The following is a 19,277-nucleotide window of genomic DNA, read 5'->3' as shown; positions in this document are numbered from 1 at the left end:
TAATGCTTTAATTCTGAACGGGAAGAGTCCAACAAGCTTTTCCCGTTTTGCACATCTATTCACCGCAGCTTGAACCCGGTTTCTGGCGATGCGATGAACCCTCTAAACGATGTGTTTCGTATCAAACTTAAGGAGCTAAAGGTGTCAAAAACAATTCCAGCGATTTTAGTGTTAGCAGATGGAACTGTTTTTAAGGGCATTAGCATTGGCGCTTCCGGTCATACGGTCGGTGAGGTGGTGTTTAACACTTCCATCACCGGTTATCAGGAAATTCTTACCGATCCTTCCTATACCGAACAAATTGTGACACTGACTTATCCGCACATTGGTAACTACGGTACCAATAGTGAAGATGTCGAGTCAGGCAAAGTCTATGCTGCGGGTCTGATTATTCGTGACTTGCCCTTATTGGAAAGCAATTTCCGCAGTGAACAAAATCTCTCTGATTATCTCAAGGCCAACAATGTGGTGGCACTTGCTGATATCGATACCCGCAAACTGACCCGTATTCTGCGTGAAAAAGGCGCTCAGGCTGGCTGTATTATGGCTGGTGAGTCTGTCGATGAAGCGCAGGCACTGGCCTTGGCGAATGGCTTCCCTGGCCTGGCTGGCATGGACCTGGCCAAGGTGGTGAGCTGTACCCAGCCTTACGAGTTTACTGAGGCCGAGTGGCAATTAGGCGCAGGCTTTAGCAAAAAGGCTGAGTCACAATTCCATGTGGTCGCGTTTGACTACGGTGTGAAACGCAACATTCTGCGCATGCTGGTCTCGCGTGGCTGTAAGGTCACGGTGTTGCCAGCACAGGCGACAGCAGAGCAAGCCTTGGCTTATAAGCCTGATGGTATTTTCCTGTCTAACGGCCCTGGCGACCCAGAGCCATGCGATTACGCGATTAGCGCGATTAAAACACTGGTTGATACTGGTATCCCAACGTTTGGTATTTGTCTGGGCCACCAATTGCTGGCCCTTGCCAGCGGTGCTAAAACATTGAAGATGAAATTTGGCCACCACGGCGCTAACCATCCCGTGCAGGATGTTGAAAGCAAGCGTGTGTATATCACCAGCCAGAACCATGGTTTTGCCGCCGATCCTGCGACCTTGCCAGCCAATGTCAAAGTGACACATGTGTCCTTGTTTGATGGCAGCCTGCAAGGCATTGCGCGTACTGACAAACCAGCATTCAGTTTCCAGGGTCACCCTGAAGCCAGCCCGGGTCCGCAAGAAATGAGCGTGTTGTTTGACCGCTTTATCCAGTTAATGCAAGAAAGAAAGTCCATCTAATGGCAAAAAGAACTGACATTAAAAGTATTCTGATTATCGGTGCCGGTCCCATTGTCATTGGGCAGGCCTGTGAGTTCGACTATTCAGGTGCGCAAGCTTGTAAGGCTTTGCGTGAAGAAGGTTACCGCGTTATTTTGGTGAACTCTAACCCGGCGACCATCATGACCGACCCGGAAATGGCGGATGCGACCTACATCGAGCCAATTACCTGGCAGATGGTGGAAAAGATTATTGAAAAAGAACGTCCGGATGCATTGCTGCCTACCATGGGCGGCCAGACTGCGCTCAACTGTGCGCTGGATCTGGACAAGCACGGCGTATTGCAGAAATTCAATGTCGAGCTGATTGGTGCATCTAAAGAAGCGATTGATAAAGCCGAAGATCGCCAGAAGTTTAAAGAAGCCATGACCAAAATTGGCCTGGGTTCTGCACGCTCTGCGATTGCGCATAGCCTGGAAGAGGCACTGCAAGTGCAGGCAACGATTGGTTATCCTGCGATTATCCGTCCTTCATTCACCATGGGTGGCAGCGGCGGCGGTATTGCTTATAACCGCGAAGAGTTTATCGCCATTTGCGAACGCGGCCTGGATGCGTCACCTACCAACGAATTGCTGATTGAAGAGTCGCTGCTGGGTTGGAAAGAATACGAGATGGAAGTGGTGCGCGACAAAGCGGACAACTGCATCATCATCTGTTCGATTGAAAACCTGGACCCGATGGGTGTGCATACTGGCGACAGTATCACGGTGGCGCCCGCACAAACGCTGAGCGACAAAGAATACCAGATCATGCGTAACGCCTCATTGGCCGTGCTGCGTGAAATTGGTGTCGATACTGGCGGTTCTAACGTGCAGTTCGCCATCAACCCTGATGATGGCCGCATGATCGTGATTGAGATGAACCCGCGTGTGTCGCGCTCATCTGCGCTGGCATCTAAAGCCACCGGTTTCCCGATTGCCAAAGTGGCCGCCAAATTGGCCGTGGGTTTTACCCTGGATGAATTGCGTAATGAAATTACGGGTGGTCAGACGCCAGCTTCGTTTGAGCCATCGATTGACTACGTGGTGACCAAAGTGCCGCGTTTCGCTTTCGAGAAATTCCCGCAGGCCGATAGCCGTTTAACTACGCAGATGAAATCTGTAGGTGAAGTGATGGCGATGGGCCGTAGCTTCCAGGAATCTTTCCAGAAAGCCTTGCGTGGCCTGGAAGTGGGCGTTGATGGCTTGGATTCTGTCACCGATGACAAAGACCGTATCGTGAAGGAAATGGGTGAGCCTGGCCCTGAGCGTATCTGGTATGTGGCAGATGCTTTCCGTCTGGGCATGAGTGTTGCCGAGATTTTCGATATCACGAAAATCGACCGCTGGTTCCTGGTACAGATTGAAGAGATCATCAAGCTGGAACTGTCGCTGTCGGTGAAGTCATTGGCAGATTTGAACAAGGAAACGCTGTTCAGCCTGAAGCGTAAAGGCTTCTCTGACCGCCGCTTGGCTAAATTGCTGAACACGGATCAGCACGCGGTGCGTGCGTTCCGCCAGGCACTGAATGTGCGTCCAGTGTACAAACGCGTGGATACCTGTGCCGCTGAATTTGCGACCAATACGGCGTATATGTACTCTACTTATGAAGAAGAGTGCGAATCACAGCCAACCAATAACAAGAAGATCATGGTATTGGGCGGTGGTCCTAACCGTATTGGCCAGGGTATTGAGTTTGACTATTGCTGCGTACATGCGGCCTTTGCCATGCGCGAAGATGGTTATGAAACCATTATGGTGAACTGTAACCCAGAGACAGTTTCTACCGATTACGATACGTCTGACCGTTTGTATTTCGAGCCAGTGACCCTGGAAGATGTACTCGAGATCGTCAATATCGAAAAACCGGTCGGTGTGATTGTGCAATACGGTGGCCAAACGCCATTGAAATTGGCGCGTGACCTGGAAAAAGCCGGTGTGCCTATCATAGGTACCACGCCAGACGCGATTGACCGTGCGGAAGACCGTGAGCGTTTCCAGCAAATGTTGCATACCCTCAATCTGAAGCAACCACCTAACCGTACTGCGCGTGCGCCAGAAGAGGCGATTCGCCTGGCGACAGAGATTGGTTACCCATTGGTGGTGCGTCCTTCTTACGTATTGGGCGGTCGCGCCATGGAAATCGTGCATGAGCAAAGCCAGCTCGAGCGCTATATGCGTGAGGCGGTAAAAGTTTCTAACGAATCTCCGGTATTGCTGGATCGTTTCCTCAATGACGCGATTGAAGTCGACGTCGATGCGTTGAGCGACGGCGAAGACGTGTTGATCGGCGGTATCATGCAGCACGTGGAACAAGCCGGTGTGCACTCTGGTGACTCCGCTTGTTCATTGCCCCCTTATAGCCTGAGCGACAGCCTGCAGGATGAACTGCGCAAACAAACCGTACAAATGGCCAAAGCCTTGGGCGTTAAAGGCCTGATGAACGTGCAGTTTGCCGTGCAAAATACCGAACAAGGTGAAGTGGTTTACGTGCTGGAAGTCAACCCGCGTGCCTCCCGCACAGTACCGTTCGTATCCAAAGCCTGTGGCTTGCAACTGGCGAAGATTGCCGCGCGTTGTATGGCAGGTCAATCACTGAAATCACAAGGTGTCACCAAAGAAGTCGTACCACCTTATTACTCAGTGAAAGAAGCCGTGTTCCCCTTCATCAAGTTCCCGGGTGTCGATACTATTCTGGGTCCGGAAATGAAGTCAACTGGTGAAGTCATGGGCGTAGGCACGACGTTTGCTGAAGCATTTGTGAAGTCGCAACTGGGTGCCTCTGTGAAAATGCCTACTGGCGGCAAGGCGTTTATCAGTGTGCGCAACGAAGACCACGCAAAAGTGATCGACATTGCCAAAGATCTGGTCAAACTTGGCTTTACCCTGGTGGCGACTAAAGGCACTGCACGTGCCTTGTCACAGCAAGGTCTGGACGTGTCTCCTGTGAACAAAGTGGCCGAAGGTCGCCCGCATATTGTCGACATGATCAAGAACGATGAGATCAGTTTGATTGTCAATGTGACTGAGGATAAGAAAGCCATTACGGATTCTTACGAGATTCGTCGCAGCGCGCTGCAAAACAAGGTCACGTATTACACGACCCTGGCTGGTGCACGTGCCGCTTGTATCGGCATGGCGCAAAGCAAGGACATGAATGTCTACTCAGTGCAGGACTTGCACAAACGCTTGGCTTAACTTACACTTAAGTTCAATTGCATAGATGTAATTGATATTTGAAATAAGCCACGCTCTTTCGGGTGTGGTTTATTTTTTTTATACTTATTTTTTGAAGGTATTTCAACATGGCAGTACATCAAATTCCTGTGACCGTGCTTGGTGCAGAATTGCTCAAAGAAGAATTACAACGTTTGCGTGCGGTAGATCGCCCTAATATCATTCAGGCGATTGCTGAAGCGCGTGCACAGGGTGACTTGTCTGAGAATGCTGAATACGAATCTGCCAAAGAGCGTCAAAGCTTTATCGAAGGCCGTATCTCCGAACTGGAAGCCAAGTTATCTAACTTGCAAGTGATTGATCCAACCATGTTGAACGCGGAAGGCCGCGTGGTGTTTGGTGCCACTGTGCGTTTTGAAGATCTGGATTCTGGTGATGCCAAAACCTACCAGATCGTTGGTGAGGACGAAGCGGATATTAAAAACGGCAAGATTTCTGTCAGCTCACCGATTGCGCGTGGCCTGATTGGCAAGTCTGAAGGCGAAGTGGTTGAAGTACAATCACCAGGTGGCGTCAAAGAGTACGAAATTATTGAAGTACTCTATATTTAGGAGTGCACGGCCATGGCCAAACAAGCAGGACTCACAGGTTGGATGAATCCGCTGTTATTGACAGCGTGGGTGGGCGCATTATGGATGACGGCCATCACCGCCAGTGTCTTGTTCCAAACCATTCCAGATCACCAATTGGCTGGCCTGGTGGCTGGAAAACTATTTAGCATTGTCAGCTATATTGGCTTGGCGAGTGGATTATGGTTGCTGATACAGCGCCTGGCAAATGATGGTTTCTCTGCGTTCAAGCAAGGCTTGTTTTGGGTGGTGTTCCTGATGTGGGTACTGGTGCTGATCGGTGAGTTTGGCATTCAGCCGCTGCTGGCGCAATTGAAAGCAAGCGCTTTGCCGAATGATGTGATGCAAAGCGTGTTTGCCAGCCGTTTTAAAACCTGGCACGGCATTGCCAGCATTGCTTACTTGGTGGAATGTTTGCTAGGTGTCTGGTTGGTGATTAAATCCAGCTAGAGGTAAATAAAAAACGCGCTTTCAGTAGCGCGTTTTTTATTGATGACCTTTACCGGGATTTTATATCTGTCATTCTACAGCTTTGGAATCACGATCTTGGCCGAGGCTTTCACCGTTTCGCTGGCGCGGTAAAACACCAGCTGTTTGCCAATGTGGTGCACGGCAATCGCATTGGTTTTATCCGCGATATCAGTCAGCAATGATTTGCGTAGTTCGCGATCATCACCGGCCACTTGTACTTTAATCAGTTCGTGGGCATTGAGGCTGACATCAATTTCTTTTAACACGGCATCGGTGAGGCCATTGTTGCCTAACATGACCACCGGGTTTAAATTGTGTGCCAGGCCACGTAAATAAGCGATTTGTTTGCTATTTAATTGCATGCAAAAATTTCCTTGAAAACAATCAGTATTTTAGCATGAAGCAGGAATTCCCCCTATGAAACCCTCTAAAACCAGTAAAGCCTGGATGCAGGAACATTTGAACGACGAGTTCGTGAAACGCGCGCAAAAAGACGGCTATCGTGCACGCGCTGCCTATAAATTGCTGGAAATCGACGACAAGGACAAATTGATCAAACCAGGTATGACGGTGGTAGACCTGGGTTCTACGCCAGGTAGCTGGTCGCAGGTGGCGGTACAGCGCATTAAAGGGCAGGGACGCGTGATTGCGCTGGATATTCTGGAAATGCATCCGATTCCTGGCGTGGAGTTTATTTGTGGCGATTTTCGTGAACAAGAGGTACTGCAGCAGTTGGAAGCTTCACTCAATGGCAAACCTGTCGATTTGGTTATTGCCGATATGGCGCCGAATATGAGTGGTTTGAAAGATGTTGATCAGGCGGGCGCGACCTACCTGACTGAACTGGCGCTGGATTTTTGTCAACAATGGCTGAAACCAGGTGGCAATATTCTGGTCAAAGTATTTATTGGCAGCGGATTTGACGAAATTGTGAAACAAATGCGTGGCCAATTTGAAAAAGTAGTGACACGTAAACCGAAAGCCTCACGTGATCGCAGCAGTGAAGTTTATTTGCTGGGCTTGCAACGTAAAGCTTGAATTGCAATGCTTTTCAGCGTTTAGTTTTCGTCGCATAAGCAAAAAATTGGGTATACAATGCCATTAAAGGCTTGAAAAGTTTGGTTTTGCCTCCATTGTTCCAGATAGGGACCTCCCTGCCTTTCGATTTTAAATTAAGGAACCACCTTGAATAATCTATTGAAAAATATCGCGATTTGGGTAGCGATCGCCTTGTTGCTGATGACGGTATTTAATCAATTTACCGGCACCGGCAGAAGTAGTGGTCAGGTGGTTTACTCGCAATTTATGCAAGAGGTCAGAGATGGCCGTGTTGCAAAAGTCCAAATTGATGGCCGTTCATTGCATGTGACAACCAATGAAGGTAAAAACTACGATACCTTCACGCCTTCAGACCCATGGCTGGTGTCCGATCTGCTGAAAAATAACGTGATTGTTGAAGCCAAGCCGGAAGAGCATGAGTCTATGCTCATGAGTATTTTTGTCTCCTGGTTCCCGATGGTGCTACTGATTGGCGTCTGGATTTTCTTTATGCGCCAGATGCAAGGTGGTGGTAAGGGCGGTGGTCCATTCTCGTTTGGCAAAAGCAAGGCACGTCAATTGGACGAGTCTAACAATAGCACTACCTTTGCCGATGTGGCCGGTTGCGATGAAGCCAAAGAAGAAGTTGCTGAACTGGTTGAGTTCCTCAAAGACCCGAGCAAGTTCCAGAAGCTGGGTGGCCGTATTCCGCGTGGCGTACTGATGGTTGGCCCTCCAGGGACTGGTAAAACCTTGCTGGCACGCGCGATTGCCGGTGAAGCCAAAGTGCCTTTCTTCAGTATCTCCGGTTCTGACTTTGTAGAAATGTTTGTCGGCGTGGGTGCTGCGCGTGTGCGTGACATGTTTGAAACCGCCAAGAAAAACTCACCTTGTATCGTGTTTATTGACGAGATCGACGCGGTAGGTCGCCATCGTGGTGCGGGTACTGGTGGTGGTAACGATGAGCGTGAGCAAACCCTGAACCAGATGCTGGTTGAGATGGATGGCTTTGAGGCAAACTCCGGCGTGATTGTGATTGCCGCGACTAACCGTGCTGATGTGCTGGATAAAGCGCTATTACGTCCAGGTCGTTTTGACCGCCAAGTGATGGTTGGCCTGCCTGACATCAAGGGTCGCGAACAGATCTTAAACGTGCATATGCGCAAAGTGCCGAGTGATCCAGATGTCAGAGCGGATATTCTGGCGCGTGGTACACCAGGCTTTAGTGGTGCTGACCTGGCTAACCTGGTCAACGAAGCTGCGCTATTTGCAGCACGTCGCAACAAGCGCACGGTGGATATGCAGGACTTTGAAGATGCCAAAGACAAAATCTTCATGGGCCCTGAGCGCAAGTCTATGGTGATGCGTGAAGAAGAGCGTTTGAACACGGCTTATCATGAATCCGGCCATGCTGTCGTGGCCAAGTTGTTGCCAAAAGCGGATCCTGTGCACAAAGTGACAATTATGCCGCGTGGCTGGGCTTTAGGCCTGACCTGGCAGTTGCCTGAGCACGACCGCATCAGCAACTACAAAGACAAAATGCTGGAAGATATTTCGATTCTGTTTGGTGGCCGTATTGCCGAAGAAATTTTCATGCATCAAATGTCTACGGGTGCGTCAAACGACTTTGAACGTGCCACTAAAATGGCGCGCGATATGGTGACCAAGTTTGGTATGTCTGATAGTTTAGGCACCATGGTGTATGCCGGTAGCGAGCAGGATTCATGGATGGGCAATATGTCTTCCCGTACTGTGTCTGAAGCGACGCAGCAAAAGGTCGATGCTGAAATCCGTCGCATTCTGGATGAGCAATATGGCATTGCGCGTAAATTGTTGGAAGATAACCGCGACAAGGTTGAAGCCATGACTAAAGCCCTGATGGAGTTTGAAACCATTGATGCAGATCAGGTAAATGACATTATGGCTGGTTTGCCAGTGCGTGCGCCTAAGCCTAAAAATGGCCCAACTATCAGTTCCGGTGGCAGCGGCACAGGTCCAATGGTGAACCCGACACCACAACCAACAGCTAAAGGCGATGACACTGAAAGTAATACCTAACATTGATTAACCGGGTATTTTGCAACCGGGCTTTCAGTTAAAATAACAAGGCTGGCATTTGCCAGCCTTTATTTTTTGGGAAATCAATCACACATGCAATTTCACTGTGGCCGCTTTCGCCTCGATTTGGATACGCCCAAGGTCATGGGGATTATCAATGTCACACCAGACTCTTTCTCCGATGGCGGCCAGTTTAACCAGGTTGAGTTTGCAGTGGCTCATGCCCTGGCCTTGATAGAGCAGGGCGCTGCGGTACTTGATATTGGCGGCGAATCGACGCGGCCGAATGCGACGCCAGTACCGCTGGCAGAAGAACTACAACGTGTGATCCCGGTGATTGAAGCATTGATTGCGCGTGATATCCCTGTCCCGATTTCGATAGATACTTATAAACCCGAGGTCATGCGTGCCGCGATTGCCGCTGGTGCCAGCATTGTGAATGACATCCGTGGATTACAGGAAAAAGGGGCCTTGGAAGCGGTGGCTAATAGCCATGCCGGCGTCTGTATTATGCATATGCAGGGTACGCCGCAAACCATGCAGCTAGAGCCACACTATGATGATGTGGTCGCTGAAGTAAAAAAGTTTTTACGCGAGCAGAGAGATGCATGCCTGACGGCGGGCATTGCGCAGGATCGCATTATGCTAGACCCCGGCTTTGGTTTTGGTAAAACCCGGGCGCACAATATTGCATTGGCTAAAGCCTTGCCACAGTTGCTGGATTTACATTGTCCCTTGCTAGTTGGATTGTCACGTAAGTCAGTCTTGGGACAAATGACTGGTAATGATGTGGATGCGCGCCTGCATGCCAGTGTGGCAGCGGCGGTGATCAGTGCCATGCAAGGTGCGCATTTATTACGCGTGCATGATGTCAAAGCAACCGTTGAAGCACTTAAGGTCGTTGCAGCGTTGCAGTAAACAAACAGACAAAAGAACAAGCAAGAGAAGGATAAGAGCGATGAGTAAACAGTATTTTGGCACCGATGGTATTCGTGGTCGCGTGGGCGAATCCGTGATCACCCCGGAATTTGTGATGAAGCTGGGCTATGCCGCTGGGCGTGTCTTGGCTAGCCACGAGCACTTGCCCGCGGGCAAACGCCCCACAGTACTGATTGGTAAAGATACGCGCATTTCTGGCTATATGCTGGAGGCCTCACTTGAAGCCGGCTTGTCTGCCGCGGGTGTGGATGTGTTGCTTACCGGCCCCATGCCAACGCCTGCCGTAGCTTACCTGACGCGTGCCTTGCGTGCACAGGCCGGCATTGTGATTTCAGCTTCGCATAACCCGTATTACGACAACGGCATCAAGTTTTTCTCTGCGCAAGGCACCAAGTTGCCAGATGATATTGAGCATGCGATTGAAGCCGAATTGGCTAAACCCATGCAAGTCATGGAGTCGGCGCAACTAGGCAAGGCCAAGCGCGTTGATGATGCCGCTGGCCGCTATGTAGAGTTCTGTAAAAGTACCTTCCCTAACCATCTCGATTTGCGTGGCCTCAAAATCGTGTTGGATTGCGCGCATGGCGCGACTTACCACGTGGCACCGCCGGTATTCCATGAGCTAGGTGCCGATGTGATTGCCATTGGCAACCAGCCGGATGGACTCAATATTAATGAGGGCGTGGGTTCCACGCATCCGCAGGCGTTGCAAAAAGCCGTGGTTGAGCACCAGGCGGATCTTGGCATCGCCTTTGACGGTGATGGTGACCGTGTGATGATGGTAGATGGCGCCGGGAATCTGCTGGATGGCGACCAGTTGCTGTATATCATCGCCATGGGCCTATATGCCAAAGGTAAACTCAAGGGCGGTGTGGCGGGCACGCTCATGACCAACCTGGCACTGGAGCATGCGCTGCAAAAACACCAGATTCCATTTGGCCGCGCTAAAGTGGGTGATCGTTATGTGTTGGAGTTATTGCAAGAAAAAAACTGGAAGCTGGGCGGCGAAAATTCCGGCCATATTCTCACGCTGGATAAACATACCAGTGGCGATGCCATTATTGCGGCGTTGCAAGTGCTGCAATCGGTGCGTGAAAGCGGTAAGACGTTACAGCAGTTGGGCGCAGATTTGACCTTGTACCCGCAAGTACTGATTAATGTCACTACCAAACAAAAGCTGGATTTGAACCAGGCTGCGGTGCAAACCGCTGTTAAACAGGCGGAAACCACCCTGAATGGTGAAGGCCGCGTGTTACTACGCGCTTCTGGCACCGAACCCAAAATCCGCGTCATGGTTGAAGGCTTAAACCAGGGGCTGGTGCAATCACAGGCAGAACAGCTTGCCGAGGTCATCCGCCAACTGGCTGCTTAATTTTTCGGAGATATGCATGGACACCTTTAGTCACGCTTTATGGGGTTATGGCCTGTTTGGCTTTCGCAAGAATGCTCGACCCACGTACCCCAAATTCGCTGCCCTGATGGGAGCCATGCCTGACCTGATTTCTTTCGGTGCCTTGTTGTTATTGCGGGTGATAGAAGGCAATTACAGCTTCGGCAAGCCTGCACTGGCTACATTGCCCGCCTGGATTTATCCGGCCTACACCGTTGGCCATAGTTTTGTCATTGCCTTTGCCGTGATTGGCCTGGTGGCAATATGGCGCAAGGATATTGCGTTCGCCATGCTGGCCTGGCCGTTCCATATTACGCTGGACTTTCCATTTCATAGCCTGCAATACTTTGCCACGCCAATGTTCTGGCCGATCTCTGACTTCAAAGTGGACGGTATTCCCTGGTCTCACTGGTATATCTGGTGGCCGAATGTGGCCGGTATCCTCATTCTGCTGGCCTACCGTTACAAGCAAAAACGGCAAGGTCAGCGGCCATAAAAAGGCGGGCCCTGTAATGGTAGGCCAATCGTGCCCGCTTTTTTATTAAGCAGCCAGCGGTTCAGTCGCTGGGCCCTGGTAGACAGTGAGGTGTGGAAATGGAATTTCAATCTGCTGCGCATCGAATGCGTTTTTAATCCGTTTTAAATATTCACGCTTGATGGTCCATTGTTCCAAAGGTCGAACCTTCATGCGGCAGCGGATAATCACGGCAGATTCCGCCAGGTTGTCTACGCCGGCAATATCCAGTTTATCCAGTACTTTGTCCTGCAATTGCGTATCTTGCAGAATGCTGGCACCGACCTCATGCATAATCTGCATCACCTTGGCGATATTTTCGTCATAGCCCACCCGGATATCCATCACCGCATAGGCAAAATCGCGTGAGCGGTTAGTCACCGTGGTAATCTGACCATTGGGCACATAATGCACGTTGCCTTCGTAATCACGCATCTTGATATAACGGAGTGTAATTTCTTCCACCAGGCCTGATTTATTGGCAATCTCAACCACATCATCCTTACGGATCTGGTTTTCCAGCAATAGAAAAAAGCCATTAAAATAATCCTTGACCAGGCTTTGCGCACCAAAGCCGACCGCCAGGCCGACCACGCCCGCTGCCGCCAGCACGGGTGCGATGGAGATGCCCAATTCATGTAAGATTTCGACGATGGTAATGGCCAAAATGACGGTGGTAACGATATAGCGCAGTACCATGCTGAGTGTATTCAGGCGTTTAATCTCTTCAATATTGTCTGCGCTTCTTGCGTTCAATTTATCCCTGAGTTTCACAATCAGTTGTTTGCTTAAGCGATTGAGGAAATAGGCGACGCCGACAATGACAAAAATACGGAGCAGGGTTTTAACCAGAGCCAGCATTTCAGTCGGATTTTCGATCCCTAAATAAGTAAGCCAAGACATTGTGTTTCACATTCCTTTCGATTGATTTAAGTCGATAACCAGTAAGCGGTTAAGGGGGGGATTTCTATGCTGTCTTTATCAGTAGGCAGCGTTTGACCGCTATATAGCTCAGTCAATACCGGGGTTTTAAACAAGCCTTTTTGCCTGAATACCTGCAAGGGAGCGCTTTGGGGGGCCGTATCGAAATTGGCAATCACCACGACTTTGGGGTGCATGCCGGTTTGCACATAGCGGTAAAAAGCGAATAAATGTGGATGATCAAGTGCGATCAGTTCGCGATTGTTTAAGTCGGCAAACGCCGAAATTTCCTTGCGGATAGCAATGAGTTGCTTGATTCGGCTGAACAGGCGCTGTTGCACGGTGCCTGCTTCATTCTTGAGCGCCAATACCTCCCAATCCAGCGTTGGCCTGTGTACCCAGCGGTTATCATGCATTTTGTTCTCATCTTGCAGGTAGCTGTCATTATTCAAGGTGCCGACCGCGTCGCCATAATAAAGTAGCGGGATACCACCAAACGACATGATCAGGTTGTGCAGCAAGACGATAGTGAGGACAGCGTTGTCTATCGCAGCTTGGTCCTGATTGGCGAGTGCGGATTCCAGCCCGGCCAGTGAAGCGAGGGCACCTGAAATTCTGGCATCGCCGGTTTTTTTATTGACGCCAAAAGCAAAGCCACGGGCATTGGATTCCGGATAATGGCCGGTGTAATAGTCCACCAGGAAGCGGCGGTGCGAGACGGGTTCAAACCCGGCGGCAATAATGGCCCGGTCGCTAAAGCCCAGGCCGATATCATCGTGGCAGCGCACGTAATTGAGCCAGGTCGCACGGTCCAGTTTCTCTGGCAAGTCTTCTACCCCCCTGGTGAGTAGCACGGTTTGTTTGGTGGCAACCGCGTCCCATAACAGCGCCATAAAGGTGGCGTTATAGGCGATCTCACACTCTTTGGCGTTAATGGCGTCTTCGCCAAAATACTTGATGATTTCTATCGGCGCCACAATCGCTTCGGCAATAAAAATAACCCCGGGCGCGGTGACCTGGCAACAGTCCTTGAGCAATTGCAGAATCAGGTGTGCCTCGCGCTCATTCTGGCAGCTACTGCCTATTTTCTTCCACAGAAAAGCCACGGCATCCAGGCGCAGAATATCCACGCCCTTATTAGCCCAGAATAAAATGATGTCTACCATTTCAATCAGAACTGCCGGGTTGCTGTAATTGAGGTCCCATTGATATTGGTTGAACACCGTCATCACCCATTTACCGGTGTCAGGATTCAAGGTAAAACTGCCCGGTGCGTTTTCAGGAAACACTTCGGGCATGGCGGCCTCGAACATATCCGGAATGGTACGGTCAGGGTACATATAGTAATAATCCTGATACTGCTGATCGCCTAGTTTGGCCTGTTTCGCCCAGGCATGCTCATCCGAGGTGTGGTTGACCACCACGTCCAGTGTCAGCAACATCTCGGATTGTTGCATCGCCGCGATTAGCTGTTCGAGGTCTGCCATGCTGCCGTTGCGCGCGTCGACTTGCCTGAAATCACGCACCGCGTAGCCACCATCATTCTGTTGCTCCGGGCAGTCACAAATCGGCAAAATATGCACGAGGTTAATGCCCAGCTCTTGCAGGTAAGGTAGTTTTTCGCGCATATTGGCCAGGTTGCCGGCAAAGCCCTGGCAATACATGGCCATGCCTACCCACTTTTGTTGCATAAACCAGTCATGGTTCTTTTCACGCTCCAGATCTTTGGCTCTTAAATGCGCTGCCCGCTGCGCATATTGCTGCGTCAGCACGGTGACCAGCCTGCCCAGTTGGGCTTTAAAGTCTTCGCGCTGGCCATATAAGTGTTGAAACAGCGAATGAATCGCATAAAAGTTGGCGCCCAGCCGGGTATAAAAATGCTGCCAATCTTCGCCTTTGGGTTGTTTACATTGTGTCAGGATGTCATTCAGCAAAGAGTGCGAGATTTGCTCATACATAATTAAGCATCCTCCATGGCGGCTTGTTCAGGCGTAGGTTTTGGGGTTTTATTAGCGGCGACGCCAAATTTGTAATGTTGCATGCCTTCTAAAATGCCATGCGCATATTGGGCCTGGGCGAAATAAATACGTGGCACCCCTTTGAGGTGGATGAGGTCTTCACTGTAATTGCCAACCACCACCGCCATGGTGTCGCCCACCAGCATTTCGATGTCATTGCCAGAATCACCCGAGACCAGGAAACTGGCCAATGGCAGCCCCCATTTATATGACAGGTAGCGGATGGCGTGCCCTTTGGAAGCGCGTATTGGTAACAGGTCGAGAAACTCACCATGGGAATAGATGATCTGCGCATGCAGGCCACGTGCATGCAAATGCTGGCTGATTTTTTCTACTGCGGGCATGATTTGTGAGTCCACCAGATAAGAGATTTTGAATTCCCGTTGGTTGTCAGCAGTTTGCAAACGTATGCCTGGAATCTCTTGCATGGCCTTGACCACATCGTCGCGCCGCCACAGGTGGCGGATATGATTCGCCCAGCCGATGTCCGGAATACGGCGTATACCATAGTGAATTTCGGAGCCGACCGAGGTGATCAGCACATCGGGAATCGGGATGCGATTTTTGCGCAATATATCAATAGCACTCTCTAGCGGGCGACCGGTGGCGATGCCAAAAATGGTATAGCCGACATTGTCGATTAACCATTCCACCAAGGCTTCCTGTCCGTCACGCTGGCCAAGCAAGGTATTATCGATATCGGTGATAAACGCATGCTGCGCCAATGGAATTGCAGATTTTCCGCTGTGCAACGCGATCTGTTGTTTGCGCAGGTTTTTACGTTGCTTACGCAATAAAGCGCGGGCTTCTTTAACGTATTTGTTGACGTGGCCAGCCCAGGTGTAATGCCGTTTGACATTGATCACGCCGCTCTTAGACCATTTTCGCCAGCGTGGCTTGTCAGTCAGCGCCGATAACAATGCTTCGCCAATGGCATCGCTATCGAGTGTATCCACCAGTAAACCGTGATGGCAATTCGCCAGAATGTCCCGCGGCCCGCCATCGTCAGGCGCAATCACCGGCAAGCCGCAGGCGGCGGCTTCCAGCAAGGTCAGTCCAAACGGTTCGGTAAACGCGGCATTAATGAACATACCTCGGCTCTTGGCGGCCAAACGGTAAAGTTCAGGCACTTCTTCCTGTGCATGGCTTTTGGGGATTGCCACTTTGCCCCACAAATCATAAGTGTCAATATCCAGCAGCAACTCATTGAGTACTGCTGCCTGAGACTTTTCGAGATTTCGGATATTGTCACGACTACCAGCCACCAGTACCAGATTGGCGCGTTTTTGCAGGGCAGGGTGATTGCCATAAGCCGCAATCAGGCCCTGGATGTTTTTACGCATTTCGGGTCGGCAGATACATAGAATCATCGGCTTTTTAGGATGCTCTAAAAAGCGTGCGATGCTTTGCTCTACGTTGTCTGCAATCGGTCGCCTGCCGGGTGGTGAAAAGCGCGAAGTGTCGGTGCCTGGCGGGATAACTCTGAATTTTCTAGTGTCTGGTTGCGCATACATGCCATATTGCAGTTCAACCTCCTGGCGCGTACTGGTCACGATCATGGAGGCGTGCTGTATTAGCGCTTCCTCTTCGGCAATGCGCCGCTCAAAGTTAAATTGCTTTTCAATATTGGTGGCTTTGCGGCCACTGGAGAGTAATTTCTCCTGTTTGGGTTTACCCAGCGAATGCCCCGTGTGAATTTGCGGGATACCCAGCAACATGGAGAGCTGGCGGCCGACGTATCCGGCATCGGCATAATGCGAGTGAATCACGTCCGGCAAGCGACCTTGCTGGCGCAAATAATGCAGGCAGCGATCCACCATCTGGTCCAGGTGCGGCCACAAGGTCTCCTTGCGCATATAGCGCTTGGGGCCACATGGGAAACGAATAATGCGGGCATGATCACTCAGTTTTTCTTCAGCCTGCGCATAGTCTGGCGATACCTGTGGGTCTTCAATCAGGCGTGTCATCAAATCGACTTTGCCCACTTCAGGGTGTTCAGCCAGCGCTTTGGCTAAATCCAGCACATAAGTACACTGGCCGCCGGTATCGGCATCGACACCAAGTTCAAGTGCTTCGCCCCTGATCAGGCCGTGGACACTGATAAGGAGTACATATAGCTGATCTGTTTTTTGTTCAAGTTTTGCGCGCATAGTTACCTGACTGCTTATGAAGGTAGGGTAGACAAGGACGCCACTGGCTTACTTGCCAAAGACAGTATGCGAAGGTGCGATAGTCAGATTGACAGCGGTGTTTGCTGCCTGAGCCGTGCTTATGTCACACGCTTACACATTAAAAAGCTCTGTTAAACCTGACACCTTCATGGCAGGTAAGTTTATTTTCTGCTTGTAGGAATTGTCTGAAAATGAAAAAGCCCTGCAAACACGGCAGGGCTTTTTGAAGGTGGGGTGATGAGATTACAGCGCTAGCATTGCTGGCCTGTGGCAAAAAATACGCCACCGGCAATATGGTGCACCGTGCGTAATGCATCATGGCCATCAAAGTGCCAGCGGCCATCAGAAAACACGCGCTCGTCGGCATGCGCTGCCACGACTTCAGCGATAAATAAATCGTAAGTATTCTGGTTGTGTGGCTCAGAGATGATTTTGCATTCCAGCCAGCCGACACAGCCTTGTACCAGCGGGGCGCTGATTTCCTTTGCAGCAAAAGTTGCTATGCCATATTCGGCAAACTTGTCCGTGCCAGGCAAATCGCGGCCACTGATCGCGCCAACTTTTTTGACCATCTCAATCTGTTGTACGCAAGGCAGGTTAATGGCAAACGTACCTTCGGCCTCCATCAGTTCGCGCGTGTAGGTGTTGCGATCAATCACCACTGTGACTTTTGCCGGGTTAAAGTCCAAGGCACACACCCAGGCCGCTGCCATAATGTTGTTTTGGCCAGCATGGGCTGAGGTAATCAGGGTGGTCGGGCCGTGATTGAGTAGTCTTATGAAATGATTTTGCAATGAAGTTTTCATTGAGTAGCTGGAATATAATTAACTCGATAAGTTGTGTTTTATTGCCTGCTCTCTATTTAGCACATTCACCGCTGGTTCACTGATTCCCCATGGTTTTATATAACCCTTCATGATGGCTCTAAATTTGTCTGTAATCGGCGGTAACATGCTTCTGGGAACATCGGGTATTACTAAAGCTAAATGAATATCTATTGTTGACCAATTTAAATTTAATATTTCTTCAGGAATCTCTCTTAAGTCTACATGGCTTCGCTTTAGTGCGCCTGATACTGTCAGTGAAATAGCGTTCAAAATTTTACACCTAATATCATCGAAGAATTTTTCATAGTCCTCAGTGTTCGTTGGTTTTGGAATTGAAGTTTTTGCTTCTACAATCCACAGCTTTTGGCTATCTGAAACCCATAGGAACTCTGCAATTTTAGTATTCTGTTGAATCTTTACGTAACTTTTAGATTGTTCAATACGAAATATACTATTCTCATTAAATGGGCCGAAATTTAGCCCGGATTCTTGAAATACAATTGTCATCTGAGCGATACCTCTAGCTCTTCTTCATACAGACGTACTGATTCATTAATGATTTCAGTGTCTGGCATACCATCTTTTAAATTGTAATGAATCCATTTTTTTTCTTGATTTTCTACAAATGTGGGAATTGATAAATTCTCTTGTTGAGAAATAAGAAAAAGTTTTTTTATAACAAAGTAAGAATGGCTAGTAATAAAGATTTGTATTCCCAGTTTAGCTAGTAAGGCTAATATCTCCATAAATTTAATAATTGCAGTTGGATGCAATGCAGACTCTGGCTCATCAATAAAAATGACCGACTCAGGTGTTAAATATCGATTACCAAGTAAAGTGTCTAGGATTGCTATTTTTTTTACTCCCTCTGCTGTTGTCATTATTGAAAATTTGCTACTACCTTGTTTGTAAATCCATTTCTCAGCTGTTGCATCGTATTCAACTCTTCCTTCAAACATTGACTCTAATAACTGACGAGATTTTGTAAATGCATCATAATTTCTGCCTCTCTGCGTTGGATTTCTTAAGGCAAGAGCGAGGTCTGAATATGTAGCATCAAATCCAAAAGATTTATCTTGCAATGCTGATTTGATAATTACTTTTTCTAGAGTTAATACCTCTTTTGGAGGTAGGAAAACGGAGTTGAATTGACGTTTTTCAAGATTATTATGGAGTGGGGTTATTTTTTTTGTGGTGTCTTGACCAAAGTCATATGCGAGGGACGTGTTGTCAGACATTGATACAGAAACTTTAAGGCGATTACCACTTCCTTTTGTAACTAAGTCGCCAAGTTTTTCTGCTTGAAATGTCCAATAAAGTTTATCTGCGAGAACTTCTGAGAAATCTCTTTTATCGTCACCTCTACCAAATTCTTCTTGAGATTTGATTGTGCTATATAGGGTCTTAAGTAGAAAAGTTTTACCAGAGCCATTTTTGCCAATTATCAGATTGATATTTTGTAAATGATTGCAACTTATCTTTTTGATTGGCCCAAAATTTTCTATATCAAATTTTTTTAACATTTAGATTCCGCCGTAACTTATTTATTTATACGCACCATCATGATGATGCAACTGATCATTGCTTTTAGCCTCAGCTACTACAAAAGGTGTACCATTTTTCTCAGCAAGTTTTTTGCTGTTTGAGCCGCACGCCTTAGTGCTGCATCGACTCCCTTAAAAGTATCTTCAAAATCTTCGCTCTGATTATTCATAAACGATTTTTTGAATAATTTGGCTCACGATTCAAGTGCATGACGGCAAGTATATAAATCTTCATCATTCACAACTGAATACAGCACGCCATATGGAAAACGGCGTACCAAG

The 19,277-nt window shown here is 49.0% G+C and carries 16 protein-coding genes; 9 read left to right on the top strand and 7 right to left on the bottom strand.

The features are described 5' to 3' along the window. Positions 1-141: 141 nt before the first annotated feature. The 4 genes from carA (at position 142) to MET42_RS0109815 (ending at position 5,554) form a co-directional block, all read left to right on the top strand. On the top strand, positions 142-1,281 hold the full coding sequence (carA, locus tag MET42_RS0109830) for a glutamine-hydrolyzing carbamoyl-phosphate synthase small subunit (protein ID WP_019882776.1): 1,140 nt from the start codon (positions 142-144) through the stop codon (positions 1,279-1,281). Continuing rightward, the gene (gene carB, locus MET42_RS0109825; protein WP_019882775.1) at positions 1,281-4,496 is read left to right on the top strand and encodes a carbamoyl-phosphate synthase large subunit; all 3,216 of its coding nucleotides are present in this window, start codon (positions 1,281-1,283) and stop codon (positions 4,494-4,496) included. The genes carA and carB overlap by 1 nt, the downstream gene beginning before the upstream one ends. A 107-nt stretch (positions 4,497-4,603) precedes the next feature. Further along, entirely contained in the window at positions 4,604-5,086 is a 483-nt protein-coding gene (gene greA / locus MET42_RS0109820; RefSeq protein ID WP_019882774.1) for a transcription elongation factor GreA, read from the top strand. Positions 5,087-5,098: 12 nt separating this feature from the next. Beyond that, the gene (locus tag MET42_RS0109815) at positions 5,099-5,554 is read left to right on the top strand and encodes a DUF4149 domain-containing protein (protein ID WP_019882773.1); all 456 of its coding nucleotides are present in this window, start codon (positions 5,099-5,101) and stop codon (positions 5,552-5,554) included. A gap of 74 nt (positions 5,555-5,628) precedes the next feature. On the opposite strand, the gene yhbY is transcribed toward MET42_RS0109815, so the two are convergent. Next, positions 5,629-5,937: a ribosome assembly RNA-binding protein YhbY gene (gene yhbY, locus MET42_RS0109810; protein WP_019882771.1), complete on the bottom strand. Its 309-nt coding sequence runs from the start codon at positions 5,935-5,937 to the stop codon at positions 5,629-5,631. 55 nt (positions 5,938-5,992) lie between these two features. On the opposite strand from yhbY, the gene rlmE reads away from it, so the two are divergent. The 5 genes from rlmE to MET42_RS0109785 all read left to right on the top strand — a co-directional run bounded on the left by rlmE (position 5,993) and on the right by MET42_RS0109785 (position 11,496). Next, a complete protein-coding gene (gene rlmE, locus MET42_RS0109805; RefSeq protein ID WP_019882769.1) occupies positions 5,993-6,613 on the top strand; it encodes a 23S rRNA (uridine(2552)-2'-O)-methyltransferase RlmE in 621 nt (206 codons plus the stop codon). A 147-nt stretch (positions 6,614-6,760) separates the two neighbouring features. Beyond that, positions 6,761-8,671: an ATP-dependent zinc metalloprotease FtsH gene (ftsH, locus tag MET42_RS0109800; RefSeq protein ID WP_019882768.1), complete on the top strand. Its 1,911-nt coding sequence runs from the start codon at positions 6,761-6,763 to the stop codon at positions 8,669-8,671. 93 nt (positions 8,672-8,764) lie between these two features. Beyond that, positions 8,765-9,589, top strand: coding sequence for a dihydropteroate synthase (gene folP, locus MET42_RS0109795; RefSeq protein ID WP_019882767.1), 825 nt, complete (start codon positions 8,765-8,767; stop codon positions 9,587-9,589). A 40-nt stretch (positions 9,590-9,629) separates the two neighbouring features. Next, a complete protein-coding gene (gene glmM / locus MET42_RS0109790) occupies positions 9,630-10,982 on the top strand; it encodes a phosphoglucosamine mutase (RefSeq protein WP_019882765.1) in 1,353 nt (450 codons plus the stop codon). 16 nt (positions 10,983-10,998) lie between these two features. Next, entirely contained in the window at positions 10,999-11,496 is a 498-nt protein-coding gene (locus MET42_RS0109785) for a hypothetical protein (protein ID WP_019882764.1), read from the top strand. Positions 11,497-11,541: 45 nt separating this feature from the next. Here the strand turns inward: MET42_RS0109785 and MET42_RS0109780 are convergent, their stop codons facing one another. The 6 genes from MET42_RS0109780 to MET42_RS0109755 form a co-directional block, all read right to left on the bottom strand. Then, positions 11,542-12,417, bottom strand: coding sequence for a mechanosensitive ion channel family protein (locus MET42_RS0109780; protein ID WP_019882763.1), 876 nt, complete (start codon positions 12,415-12,417; stop codon positions 11,542-11,544). A 26-nt stretch (positions 12,418-12,443) separates the two neighbouring features. Continuing rightward, complete coding sequence (locus MET42_RS0109775; RefSeq protein ID WP_019882762.1) at positions 12,444-14,393, bottom strand: alpha-amylase family protein; 1,950 nt, start codon at positions 14,391-14,393, stop codon at positions 12,444-12,446. Between the two features lie 2 nt (positions 14,394-14,395). Then, the gene (locus tag MET42_RS0109770) at positions 14,396-16,603 is read right to left on the bottom strand and encodes an HAD-IIB family hydrolase (protein ID WP_019882761.1); all 2,208 of its coding nucleotides are present in this window, start codon (positions 16,601-16,603) and stop codon (positions 14,396-14,398) included. 272 nt (positions 16,604-16,875) lie between these two features. Next, positions 16,876-17,430 (bottom strand): flavin reductase family protein, encoded by a 555-nt coding sequence (locus tag MET42_RS0109765; RefSeq protein ID WP_019882760.1) that lies wholly within the window; start codon positions 17,428-17,430, stop codon positions 16,876-16,878. Positions 17,431-17,448: 18 nt separating this feature from the next. Next, positions 17,449-17,958, bottom strand: a complete 510-nt coding sequence (locus tag MET42_RS0109760; RefSeq protein ID WP_019882758.1) for a hypothetical protein — start codon at positions 17,956-17,958, stop codon at positions 17,449-17,451. Then, a complete protein-coding gene (locus MET42_RS0109755) occupies positions 17,955-18,974 on the bottom strand; it encodes an ATP-binding protein (RefSeq protein ID WP_019882757.1) in 1,020 nt (339 codons plus the stop codon). Before MET42_RS0109755 ends, MET42_RS0109760 begins: the two co-directional genes overlap by 4 nt. Positions 18,975-19,277 lie beyond the last annotated feature (303 nt).

The sequence above is a fragment of the Methylophilus sp. 42 genome (genome assembly GCF_000384155.1).
Taxonomy (GTDB): Bacteria; Pseudomonadota; Gammaproteobacteria; order Burkholderiales; family Methylophilaceae; genus Methylophilus.
Note: the sequence above shows the minus strand (reverse complement) of the source record. Positions and strands in the feature narration are given on the sequence as shown.

What these genes read in the sequence shown, in the direction of transcription:
- MET42_RS0109815 (WP_019882773.1), top strand. Translation starts at nt 5,099, where the DNA reads ATGGCCAAACAAGCAGGACTCACAGGTTGGATGAATCCGCTGTTATTG.
- MET42_RS0109770 (WP_019882761.1), bottom strand. Translation starts at nt 16,603, where the DNA reads ATGCGCGCAAAACTTGAACAAAAAACAGATCAGCTATATGTACTCCTT.
- folP (WP_019882767.1), top strand. Translation starts at nt 8,765, where the DNA reads ATGCAATTTCACTGTGGCCGCTTTCGCCTCGATTTGGATACGCCCAAG.
- rlmE (WP_019882769.1), top strand. Translation starts at nt 5,993, where the DNA reads ATGAAACCCTCTAAAACCAGTAAAGCCTGGATGCAGGAACATTTGAAC.
- carB (WP_019882775.1), top strand. Translation starts at nt 1,281, where the DNA reads ATGGCAAAAAGAACTGACATTAAAAGTATTCTGATTATCGGTGCCGGT.
- MET42_RS0109775 (WP_019882762.1), bottom strand. Translation starts at nt 14,393, where the DNA reads ATGTATGAGCAAATCTCGCACTCTTTGCTGAATGACATCCTGACACAA.
- greA (WP_019882774.1), top strand. Translation starts at nt 4,604, where the DNA reads ATGGCAGTACATCAAATTCCTGTGACCGTGCTTGGTGCAGAATTGCTC.
- MET42_RS0109765 (WP_019882760.1), bottom strand. Translation starts at nt 17,430, where the DNA reads ATGAAAACTTCATTGCAAAATCATTTCATAAGACTACTCAATCACGGC.
- MET42_RS0109755 (WP_019882757.1), bottom strand. Translation starts at nt 18,974, where the DNA reads ATGTTAAAAAAATTTGATATAGAAAATTTTGGGCCAATCAAAAAGATA.
- glmM (WP_019882765.1), top strand. Translation starts at nt 9,630, where the DNA reads ATGAGTAAACAGTATTTTGGCACCGATGGTATTCGTGGTCGCGTGGGC.
- yhbY (WP_019882771.1), bottom strand. Translation starts at nt 5,937, where the DNA reads ATGCAATTAAATAGCAAACAAATCGCTTATTTACGTGGCCTGGCACAC.
- MET42_RS0109760 (WP_019882758.1), bottom strand. Translation starts at nt 17,958, where the DNA reads ATGACAATTGTATTTCAAGAATCCGGGCTAAATTTCGGCCCATTTAAT.
- MET42_RS0109780 (WP_019882763.1), bottom strand. Translation starts at nt 12,417, where the DNA reads ATGTCTTGGCTTACTTATTTAGGGATCGAAAATCCGACTGAAATGCTG.
- MET42_RS0109785 (WP_019882764.1), top strand. Translation starts at nt 10,999, where the DNA reads ATGGACACCTTTAGTCACGCTTTATGGGGTTATGGCCTGTTTGGCTTT.